We start from the raw sequence: 11,512 nt of genomic DNA on the forward strand, positions 1-11,512 counted from the left end.
CGCAGGCGCCATCTGCTGAAACAGGTCACGCAAACCGTATTAGAAGGTTGAAAGAGAACACGGACCATTGACCGAACAGCAGTATCAAGCTTACGAGCTCATCTTTTTCTCTTTGGCATTTGCCATTGTGGTTTTTTTCCATTTCTATTTCCGCGTGGAGGATTGGGATTGGTTACTGCTGTCCGGCATATTGACCGCGCTCCTTGGTCTCTGGTTAGTCAAGTTCATTCCCAGGAAAATAAATCACACGCTCACGCGTTTGTTCAATCGTAAAGTGATTTCATTAGATTCTGCGCAGGAAGATCATTTAAGAAAAGAACTCAAGGAACGTGCTGCCATCTGGGCGACCGCCTCAGGAGGTCTAGTGGGTAGCGCTGTTTTGATAAGCTTTATTATCAAAAATGGGTTGCCCTATCCTGCCGCCCAGATCCCCTTAACCCTCTTTGAAGCCATTGGGGGTTATATTGTCGGCCGCCATCTCGGAATCATGGCTTCTTACGGCCGACTCGGTCATTGGCTAAAAAGGCAGGGAATTCGGATCCAAATCAAGCCCGGTTACCCCGATGGAGCGGTAGGGCTTAAGCCCGTGGGCGATTTTTACTTCTTCCAAGCGATGCTCTTGGCCTTGCCTGTGCTGTATTTATTCCTTTGGTGGTTGATGATGCCCTTGTGGCCGAGATATGAGGCCTGGAGAAACATCTACCTTGGGCTATTACCCGTCGCGATCACTTTTGAAGTGATTGCTTTTTTGGTGCCTGTGTGGTTTTTCCACCGGGAGATGCAAAAGCAGAAGATGCAGCTTTTGAGGGAAGCGGATGTTCTGGGGCAGGAAATCAATGATGTGGAAACCACTTTAATCGAGTCTCAAGACCCTGCTCAACGTGAACTTCTTAAAGATCGGTTGTCCTTTATGACGAAACGCTATGGGGAAATCGAACATATGCCCACCTGGCCCGTCAATGCGAAAACCTGGCGTTACTTTTTTATCAATAACCTCACCTTAATTCTGCTTCCATTATTAAGTGAGTTCATCAAAATGCTGGTAAACCCACTCATTAAAATAATGAATAAACTCTTATAGGCCTTGGAACAAAACTCATTTGGATCAGACTCCTCTTTCTAGGCGAAACTCCACAAAAGCCCGGAGGGGGGTCACGGCTAAGCCATAAAATTGACCTTTACACCACACGCTATAATGGGAGAATAGCGCAACGGCCTAGGGCTCAAAAAGCCCATCCGCGAATATCCAGGCGGCACAAAGAAACCGTCTATGTTCTATATGCCAGAGCTTCCAGATAAGGTGGACAATCCACAAGGGGCAATGTCTTTAGCGAGAAGGGGGTAGCGCCGCTTTATAATTAACCGCTTTAACACTGAGGGTTGACCGCGGTGCTGATGAATGGACCTTTTTCTATCTTTGTCACAGCGCCGCCGTATGCCTTCCTCTAAAGAGACGTATTGATGCTCCATTTAGTTGTGGTGATCCGCACCCTGGGCGTTCTTCTGCTCGTCTATAGCGTGGCGATTATCCCGCCTTTGCTCATCTCGGTGGGATATCAAGACGGTGAATGGCCCTATTGGCTGATAATCTGGATGGAGGCTTTGTTACTCGGGTGGGTGATGTGGTGGCCCCTGCGCCGTAGAGAACTCGATCTTCACCGAAGGGATGGCTTTACTATAGTGACCCTTTTTTGGTTTATCTTGGGCTTCATCAGCGCGGTGCCTTTTCTTTTTATGCCCCAACTCGATTTTTCCGATGCCGTGTTTGAGGCCATCTCCGCCTTCACGACGACGGGTGCAACGGTGATAGTGGGCTTGGACCAGTTACCTCCTTCGATTCTATTTTGGCGCCAGGAACTGCAATGGCTAGGCGGCATCGGGGTCATTGTCACCGCCGTGGCTATTTTGCCCATGCTCGGTATTGGTGGGATGCAGTTATATCGGGCGGAAACTCCGGGACCCATTAAAGGAGAAAAACTGACCCCCCGTATTGCCCAAACCGCCCGGGCCTTGTGGTTTATTTATGGGGGGCTGACGATAACTTGTGCCACAGCTTATTGGCTCGCGGGTATGTCCTGGTTTGATGCCGTGGCTCATAGCCTGACCACCGTCTCTACCGGTGGATTTTCCACCCATGATGACAGCCTAGCGTATTTTGACAGTGCCTTGATCGAAGCTATTGCCTGTCTTTTCATGTTGCTTGGCGCCATTAATTTCGGGATTCACTACTTGGCTTTGCACAAGGGACGCATTGATCTCTATTGGCGCCAAGACGAAATCCGCATTTTCCTAAAGGTTGTGGCGATATTGATTGCCCTGATTGCTGCTACCTTATTCCTCTCCGGGACATATACGCACCCTCTCACGGCCCTGCGCTATGCCGCTTTTCAAACCATCTCGGTGATTACAAGCACCGGCTATGGGACCGCCGATTTTTCCCTGTGGCCCTTGTTCCTGCCCGTGTTGCTGATTTTCTCCAGTTTCATGGGGGGCTGTGCGGGATCGACCGCAGGAGGCATGAAGGTGATCCGTTTTTTGCTATTAGTCAAGCAAGGCCGACGGGAGATTTATCGGCTGGTTCACCCCCAGATCGTACGCACGCTTAAAATAGACGGCCGACCTGTTGCCGAGGAGGTCACCAGTGCCGTATGGGGGTTTTTCTCCCTTTATATCCTGCTCTTTGCCATTCTCATGATGGTGCTTATGGCCTATGGTATGGACCAGGTCACCGCCTTTGGCGCCGTGGCCACTTGCTTGAATAACTTGGGTCCCGGCCTCGGGGAGGTGGCCACGAATTTTATCGGGGTGAGCGATGGGGCCAAATGGTTGCTCAGTTTCGCCATGTTGGCTGGTCGGTTGGAGTTATTTACGGTCCTGGTGCTATTTTCTCGAATATTCTGGCGTAGTTAAAAGCTGTTGGAAGACCTTCGCATTTTGCCGCACTAAAATCTCCTATTTTTAGATAAAAGCGTGTTTGACCTGGTGTACTATGTACACATAGACTATGAAGCTCATTCAAGCTCATTTCCATTTATAAGAGTAAAACAGGAAAGCTTGTATCACACAAAAAACAGTCCAACAGATAATGAACTCAAACGCATATGAATAATGAATCTAAATTTCGCAAAGCCATGGATGAGCATTTAACACTCGTTGAAAAATTAGGAGACGACCATCCCGAAGCGATGTGGGCCATGTGGAGAGTCATGGAGTTAGCCCCCCAAGAATTGCAAGATTCCATGATGGCTAAAGCCAAAGCGGTGGGCCTCATACCCGAGAAGCCTGATGGATATTTCGACAATAAACCTGTTTACCGGCTAGAGAATATCGCCAAGCGGCTTGGGATGACGCCACAGGAGGCTGAGGTCGCGATATATCAAATGATCGCCGAACGACAAGCCGCCGGGCTGCCTGTTGACGAGTTAGTTATGGATGCCGAAAGGATAGAGAAGGTACATTAATCTTAGCCGTTCTAGCCGGTACCGCCGTACCGGCTAGGGCCTCAACATAACCCCATTCTGGAGAGATGATGATGCCTACAAGAAATTCAAAAAAAAGACTTTGCCAGAAAACGGTTGTGCCAGGAGATCACCAGAGGCTACGAGATCGGGCTGCTCGATAAATCGGAGCTGCCCTGATCGCTTACACTTATCAGGACAAAAAAACCCCTCTCTTAACCTTCGCTTTCACTCCACTCAAACCCTCCCCATCGGCATCTAGCTTATGCCGAACTGACATTGGCAAACGGCGATGGAAGTGGCATCAATAAATGCTACTCCTGGGCTTGGCCCTTACGCTGCTGGAGATAAGCACACAGGGGAATCAACACTGAAGGGATTAAGGCCATAATAGGGTAGTAGACGTCCGCCACCCTATTGAAAAGTTGGTATCAACGACTATCTTTAATTTCTCAAGCGATGCATAAAAATGGGAGTCCAGAACATCTGATGGTCCTTAACTTAAGAAGGAGTATTTATCATGAAACGAGCAAAGAACACATTATTTGTATTAATAATACTCTTATTATGCATACTGCTTGTTCCAGCTTGTGAGAAGAAAGACCAAAGTCCGATACCACCAGCCGGTACAAGTGTAAGCACCACATCTGAGGTATTTAGACAAACTGCTAGGGGGTTAGCGCAAGACTGTGAGCGAATTGGTGGTTGCACCTGCATTCTTGATGGAATTCAGACGACGTGCGCTGTTGTTTTTGCCTGCTTGGATGCCGGATTCTGCCAACGGGTAGAGAGGTAGAGAGGTAGAGAGGTAGAGATGCGGCAAGCGGGGGTTATCTGCACCCTTATCCGCAGACTCCTCTAAAAAGTAAGAGGAGGGATAGTGTTACCGAGCCCCATGAGCTAGAGAATTCATTATTCGAGACGGCTGATCGAGACGGCAATGGTGCGCTTAATAAGGAGGCGTTTCTCTATGTTCCATAAAAAGTCGCCGCAAGAGTAATCGCTCGCGATGTCGCTGTTTCCTCAGGACAAGAACCTAGATAGTACACTCGCTCTTTGGCGTGATGGCTATCCCTTTCCCTCAAAGCGGTTTCAGCATTATCAGTCCGACATCTTTCCTTAGGGTGCAGGCGATCATTACCACACTCACCGTTGTCCAGGAGAATGGATCACGATAGCACTCATGAAGCGAGCACTACGCTTACTCACCCAGTCTATGGAGTATGCTGAACCCAAACAGGATCTGCGAATCAGCCTCACAAGAATGCCAACTCTTCCGAAAAGTCGATTTCTCATCAGCCGCGTAAAGCAAGCATCATGATGGGCAGCAAGGAGAGCTAGCCTGGATTGCTTCGATAGCTGCTCGGAAGATTCAGCCCCGGTGTTGATGCTTCCCCAAGATTAGCGGTGGAAAGCTCCTTGCGGATCAAGCGGCGGGCAGCAAGAAATCCCGCCATTACGCCACAAGCGCCGGCTAAAAGTGCTAGGAGCACAAGACTCAGCACTTGCTCTCTGGTTGAAGAATCGAGTACCTGGAGGGTGGTCTCGTTAAGGGGAGCTCCCTTGACGCTCACCTCCCCGTTTCTGTCCACCACGAGGAGCTCCCGGGTGTTGTCGTTGCTCACAATCCGCAGGCCACTGACGCCGGCTCGAAGCGTCAGCCAGTCGTCTGTCTCCTGCCCAGGCCACCGATTGCCCGCGTAAATCTCCCCCCCCTTTCCCTCATTGAAAATCAACCCGGTTCCGGCCCCTTCAGAGCGAAAAAGGCCCGCCCCCTGCGTGAACAGCGTCTTCCGGTAGTCGATTCCCATCATGGCCCGGCTTTGATCTGAAACCATGAACCGTCCATATTGAGGAACCAGGGCATTCTGCGCGTAGAGTACCGCTTCGAATTGACCGTCTTGTTGGTCTTCCGGTCGGTCGAAACCGTGGGCAATAATGGAGAGGGCATGGGAGTTGGGGTTACCAAAGCCGACGATTTGTACACCATGCTTGGCCATATTGGGATACACCCCAGGTTTTCCGGCGTTTAGGACGTCCACTTCTAGACCGGTCAATTGGGCATCAAAGTCTTTGCTGCATTCCTGTACTGCTTGTGGCAAGGTGGTCTCGATCACAGGGTTATCGCAGTAAGAACGCGCGGAGAAGAAGGAACCCCACGCGGAGGCGCCGGAAACAGCCGCGGTAGAGTCTCCCCAAATGGGCACGGCGTTGGCGCCAGGGAGAACGGACGTCAACTCCACCAGCAGCGATTGATAGTGGTTGTGGGCACTATCGTAGTTTTCTGGCGTTTGTTCCGCCACATCAACGGGTTCTGCGGGTAAACCGTCCCACAGTTGCCAGGGTGTGCTCTGGGTAAGAACATCACTGATAAAGTGGCGTCCCCCAAGGGGGGTGCCAAGACCTGTATATTGAAAGGTCTTTCCGGTCACCCCACGCGGAGATTCCGGATGGATGAGCAAGAGGCGTTCATTATAGATTTCAGTTGCCTGAAGTTTCTGACTCGCCTTCGAGTCACGCTGGGCAAAAGCAGGAAATATCGCTATTTGCAGGTTCAAGGCAAGTGCCCCTACCAGGATGACAATAATATTTCCTAAGCGATTCAGCCGATGGCGTGGGCTCGGAATTACTCCCTCAATATCGACTCTAGGGTTGAGAATGGGACAGGGATAATAGTTAGACACGAATGTTCAAATAGATAGATGAGGAATAAGAAAATCAAAGCAAATCGTTCATTTCTTTTGATAAAAATTACACGGTGTCGAGGCGCTTAGCAAGGCATTTTTAGCCTGCTTCCACGAACTTGTTTATCTCCCCTTGGCCGCCTGTTGCTGTTGGGCCCGGATGTTTTTCTTCCTGGAAAAATTAAATGACTTCGGCTATAGGTGTGATATCAGTGATTTTTTGCTCTGTTTAGAGAGAGGGTCTGCGTCTTACTAAAATGCAGGTGTGTCAGTCTATTTCGTGCTGGGCATAGCGCTCAAGGAACCGGGAGATGTACTCCAGGATAGCCATGTCCACGGATCAGCCCAGCGTTTCGTTCTTCCCGGGCGCATAACATTTGGATTTTGTTCGGGGATGGGAACCAAAATTGTACTTGGCGGTGCCCATCTGACATATCCTAAAAGGTGCTTACCAAAAATGAATACCAGGGGAAATAGCCATGCCGCTCACGACTGAGTCCACTACGTTTACTCGAGACGTGCTCGGGCGTTACACTTGCAATACGTTTGACGAAATGCTCGTCACCATTGACCCAAATGCACGGGCCGCTGCGGGTCTACCCCCACGCGGCGATCTTCGGCCATTCGACTTCATCATTATTGGCGGCGGCACATTCGGTGCAGTCCTTGCCGAACATCTCTGGTTCCGCAGCACAAACCGCAGTGAGCGCATCCTTGTACTCGACGGTGGATCATTCCTGCTGCCAGAGCACGTGCAGAATCTATCGGTGCTCGGTCTCAACGCTGGCGGCCCGCGCAAAGATCATTTGCCGCAGAATGAAGTCTGGAGGCTTGCCTGGAATTCAAATGATCCTATTGGCTTTCCCGGCCTGGCCTACTGCGTCGGCGGACGCTCTGTGTTCTGGGGCGGCTGGTCGCCGCGGCTGCTGGATTCGGAACTACCAAAAAACCTCTGGCCGAAGGCGGTGGTGGAGGATTTGACGCCGAAGAATCTACCCGACGGCCGCAAAGGTTACTTCCACCAGTCAAGCGATCAGATGGGTGTCACCGAGACGAACGACTTTATCTTCGGCGATCTGCACCGCGCAATGCGAAAGCAGCTTTTCAACGGCCTTGCCGCTGGCCGAATAACCGACGCATTAGATCTCGCAGCACTGCCCGACCATCCTGAGGTTGAGTATCGAGACACGCCTGCGGCACTCGACGACCTAGCTAACACATTACCTAGTCCGTCCTCTATCCAGAAACTCCGCAACTTAGTTAAGGTGCTCGGCATTGATAAATTACCCAGCTCGCCCCCTATCCAGAAACTTCATAATCTAGCTAAGATGCTCGGCATTGACAAATTACCCAGTCCGCCCCCTATCCAGAAACTCCGCAATGAGGCGAAACTCGAAGCACCACTTGCCGTGCAAGGACAATCGGGCCATGCCGGATTCTTCCCCTTTAACAAATTCAGCACCGTTCCGCTGCTCATGAAAGCAGTGCGCGAGGCAGCCGACCAATCCGGGTTTGATGACGTGAAAAAGCGGCTGATGTTCGTGGCCCGCTGCCATGTGATTCGGCTGAACACCATTAACGACATGGGCAGCCAGCGTGTGAACGAGATTATCACTGAACGAGGGCCGCTGCCCGTATCGCCGGATGCCAAAGTGATCATCGCGCTCGGCACAATTGAGAGTACACGGCTCGCGCTACTCTCTTTTGGCAGCGACGGAAAGATCGGCAGGAATCTCATGGCGCATCTGCGCTCGAATGTGGACATCCGCGTGCCGCGTGCGGCGCTGACGGCGTTGCCGGAGACGGCGAAAGCGCTTGAGACGTCGGCGCTGTTCGTCAAAGGCCAACACCAGTTCGAAAAGTCAGACGGATCCCCAGACGGTGTCGGGCACTTTCATTTTCAGATTACCGCATCGGGATTGAGTGCGAGCGGGACTAACTCTGAGGCTGAGCTTTTTAAGAAGATTCCCGATATCGACACGTTCGATGCACACAAGAACGCGACCGATACGCAGGTTGTGATTACCATTCGCGGCATTGGGGAGATGGAGCCGAAAAATGATAATGATTTCAGCAATTCAGTCACACTTGATCTCGATCCGCAACAGGACGACGAGTTTCAAATGCGTCGGGCGTTTGTCAATCTTCAGCCGAGCACTCGCGATGAGGAACTGTGGAACGCAATGGACAAGGCTGCAGATGACGTCGTGAAGGTTTTCGCCAACGGGCAAAAAATCGATGTGATTAAAAATGGGCAAGTAATTGCAGAGCACGTCGATCCTAGCCAGATTTCGAGAATTCTGCCATATAAATTCTCGGATGCAAGTGGTCTGGGGCGCCGCGACGGCCTCGGCACGACTCATCATGAAGCAGGCACACTGCGGATGGGTGAGGACCCGAATAAATCAGTGACCGACGCCAACAGCCGTTTTCACCATATCACCAATGCATATGTCGCCGGGCCTGCACTCTTTCCCACAATCGGCTCGCCGAACCCAATGCTCACGGGCATTGCGCTTACGCGCCGACTTGGAGATCACTTAATACCGGAGCCGCCGCTGGCAATACCGGAACCAAATTTTACCTATTTGTTCGACGGAAGCGAGGCGCAGTTCGTGAATTGGCAAAAGGTCGGCGGCGGCGGCTTTCTCCGGTTCGGCCGAACCATAATCGCGCAACAGGATGGGAGAGGCATTGGATTGCTCTTCTACACACCGCAGCGCTTTGAGAATTTTATTCTGCGCCTTAATTTCTTGCTCCCGCAACCCCGCGGCAACAACAACGACAACTCAGGCGTCTTTGTCCGCTTCCGCGATCCACGTTTGCCTGAGCCGACCCTTAATCCGAACGACCCGCCGAATAATCCTGCTCTTGTCGCGGTACACACCGGGTTTGAAATTCAGATTGACGAAGAAGCGCGCGGCGACACACGTTTTGGCGAGTCCGATGGTTCGTTCTTTGCCCGCACCGGAGCCATTTACAAAATTAAATCGCTAGGCACGGAGCCGGGGCAGCAGGATTACAAGAACAATCAAAATCTCGCCGCGGAGCGCTGGCACAGCTACGAAATCGAGGTAAACAACCAGGACTATATTGTCCGCCTCAATGGCCAGGAAGCAACTCGGTTCCGGCGTAGCGCGACCGATACGGTCCGGGGGAATCCGCCTAGTGTCGATCCCGATTCGGGCTTTATCGGCCTGCAGACACATACCGGCAATGTCGCCTTCGCAAATATCCGAATCAAATTAATTGGGTAAACTTTGGATATCGAATACAAGTTCCCCATTCAAGCAGGTGAGAGAGAAAACTAGGTTCTATCCCAGGGGTACTGGCGCGCACTCCCCGCGGCGGTCAATAGAAATTCCCGCCTGAGCCGCTTTGCAAGCGCGTCTTTTAATAAGCTTTCCCTAAGATCACGGGCCGAGAATTCAAGACGCTCCCTAATCGAAGAAAGACGTCTGCCCGTGCTATTTGTGGAAAGACGGTATTCAGTAATATCGATTCCTGGGCCGTTGCGTGCGTTGCATGCCAGAAGCCAGAAGGCAGATAAAATACCGAACCTGGGTGCAGATGGACTACCTTATGCTCTGACGACATTTCAAGAGCCAATGAATTAAGCCAAAAGCTTTCCATAACCCGGGCCGTTTTAACCTCTTGAAAACTAAAGTGGAAATGCTAAACCCTGAACTAAGGGCGGGGTGATTTGCCGCCGCATGGAAATATGGAAATAAAAACTCTTAAGGGGAGAACCGAGCAATAAGTATCTCAGTAAAAGTTTTGCAGTATTCCTGGAGCGAGCCGGTGGCGTGGAACCAGGGGACAGGGAAGTCCCCACAAACCCTTTTTTCAGGGAGGAAAAACGGGTTTGTGGAACACCTCCGGCTCGCTCCTAAAACACCTCATATTTTATTCATAGGTACTTAGCTTATGAAGGCCTGCATGCCAGGTGCAAGAGAGTGGCATTGGCTAGGTTTACTGGTGAAAAGATCGAAAGCAGTACTGATAGAAAAGGACAAATATCGAGGAGGCTTGATCATGGTAGGCGCGTTATCAAAGCCGGAAGACGCAATTCAGCAGCAAGCTTATCCGTTCCAGGGGAAGTGGGATGATTATGATCCGCTGATGGAGTTGATCGGCGATAAATCCTTTATTTTACTAGGTGAGGCCACCCATGGCACCCACGAGTTCTATGCCACCCGTGCTGAGATTACCCAGCGTTTGATACTGGAGCAGGATTTGAATGCGGTGGCAGTGGAAGCGGACTGGCCAAGTGCCTATCGGTTGAATCGTTATGTGCGTGGTTTAGGCAAGGACAGTAGCGCGCAAGAAGCGATGAGCGACTTTAGGCGCTTTCCGCTGTGGATGTGGCGCAATACGGTCATTCACAACTTTATCGAATGGCTGCGCGAATACAATCAACAGTGTGCACCGGCACAACAAGTGGGTTTTTACGGATTGGATTTGTATAGTTTGTATGAGTCCGTAGCGGTGGTACTCGACTATTTACAAAAGGTCGATCCAGAAGCGGCTGAAGAAGCACGCAAAGCCTATGAATGTTTAGATCATAGAGGGGATGAGCAGCGCTACGGATCCGGTGTGATGTTGGGGCTTCGGCGATCCTGCGAAGACGAAGTGGTGCAACAGTTAATAGCCTTGCGTCATAATGCTTTGGATTATGTCCAACGAAATGGTATGGCGGCAGCCGATGAACAATTTCAGGCGGAGCAAAATGCACGCCTGATTAAAAATGCCGAAGCTTACTATCGTGGTCTGTTCAGCCGGCGCGTCAATACCTGGAATATACGTGACCAGCATATGAGCAATACGCTAAATGAGTTGCATCAACATCTCTCTGCCCAGGCGGGGCGTAATGCCCGGATTGCTGTGTGGGAACATAACTCGCATTTGGGCGATGCCCGCGCTACCGAAATGGGTCGCCAGGGAGAATTAAATGTGGGTCAATTAACCCGTGAGCGGCATGGGAGCAATTGCGTGCTGATTGGTTTTACCACCTATACTGGTACAGTCGCTGCCGCCTCCTCTTGGGATGGTCCGGTGGAGCGCAAGTTAGTGCGGCCGGCGTTGGCGGAAAGTTTTGAAGACCTGTTTCATCGCACCGGTCTCCGCCGTTTTCTGTTGATTCCCTGCAAGGGGAGCGCTGAAGTTCTAAGAGAGTGGCACTTGGAGCGGGCTATCGGTGTACTGTATTTGCCGGAAACCGAACGGGCTAGTCACTATTTTTATGCACGTATGGCGGACCAATTTGATGCTGTGCTGCATTTTGATCAAACCCAGGCGCTCGAACCGTTAGATACAATAGCGGAATGGGAAAGGGGTGAGGAGGAAACTTATCCGTTTGGTGTGTAGATG

6 protein-coding genes and 1 pseudogene are annotated in these 11,512 nt (G+C 51.1%); 5 read left to right on the forward strand and 2 right to left on the reverse strand.

The window, feature by feature from the left end; genetic code table 11:
• Window positions 1-67 precede the first annotated feature (67 nt).
• From E3U44_RS10945 to E3U44_RS10955, 3 genes are all read left to right on the forward strand, one after another.
• Window positions 68-1,081, forward strand: coding sequence for a hypothetical protein (locus E3U44_RS10945; RefSeq protein WP_134358221.1), 1,014 nt, complete (start codon window positions 68-70; stop codon window positions 1,079-1,081).
• A gap of 380 nt (window positions 1,082-1,461) precedes the next feature.
• Window positions 1,462-2,910 carry a TrkH family potassium uptake protein gene (locus E3U44_RS10950; RefSeq protein WP_134358223.1) on the forward strand — a complete coding sequence of 483 codons (1,449 nt, stop codon included), beginning with the start codon at window positions 1,462-1,464 and terminating at the stop codon, window positions 2,908-2,910.
• Between the two features lie 191 nt (window positions 2,911-3,101).
• Complete coding sequence (locus tag E3U44_RS10955; RefSeq protein WP_134358224.1) at window positions 3,102-3,461, forward strand: hypothetical protein; 360 nt, start codon at window positions 3,102-3,104, stop codon at window positions 3,459-3,461.
• Between the two features lie 279 nt (window positions 3,462-3,740).
• Here E3U44_RS10955 and E3U44_RS20655 read toward each other — a convergent pair.
• Both E3U44_RS20655 and E3U44_RS10960 read right to left on the reverse strand, forming a co-directional pair.
• Window positions 3,741-3,859 (reverse strand): annotated as a pseudogene (locus E3U44_RS20655) (IS982 family transposase); the annotation flags it as partial.
• Between the two features lie 936 nt (window positions 3,860-4,795).
• Window positions 4,796-6,142 carry a hypothetical protein gene (locus tag E3U44_RS10960; RefSeq protein ID WP_240761388.1) on the reverse strand — a complete coding sequence of 449 codons (1,347 nt, stop codon included), beginning with the start codon at window positions 6,140-6,142 and terminating at the stop codon, window positions 4,796-4,798.
• Window positions 6,143-6,621: 479 nt separating this feature from the next.
• On the opposite strand from E3U44_RS10960, the gene E3U44_RS10965 reads away from it, so the two are divergent.
• Entirely contained in the window at window positions 6,622-9,399 is a 2,778-nt protein-coding gene (locus tag E3U44_RS10965) for a 3-keto-alpha-glucoside-1,2-lyase-like domain-containing protein (RefSeq protein WP_134358225.1), read from the forward strand.
• A gap of 778 nt (window positions 9,400-10,177) precedes the next feature.
• Window positions 10,178-11,509, forward strand: coding sequence for an erythromycin esterase family protein (locus E3U44_RS10975; protein ID WP_134358227.1), 1,332 nt, complete (start codon window positions 10,178-10,180; stop codon window positions 11,507-11,509).
• Window positions 11,510-11,512: the final 3 nt, after the last annotated feature.

This window comes from Nitrosococcus wardiae (assembly GCF_004421105.1).
GTDB lineage: Bacteria > Pseudomonadota > Gammaproteobacteria > Nitrosococcales > Nitrosococcaceae > Nitrosococcus > Nitrosococcus wardiae.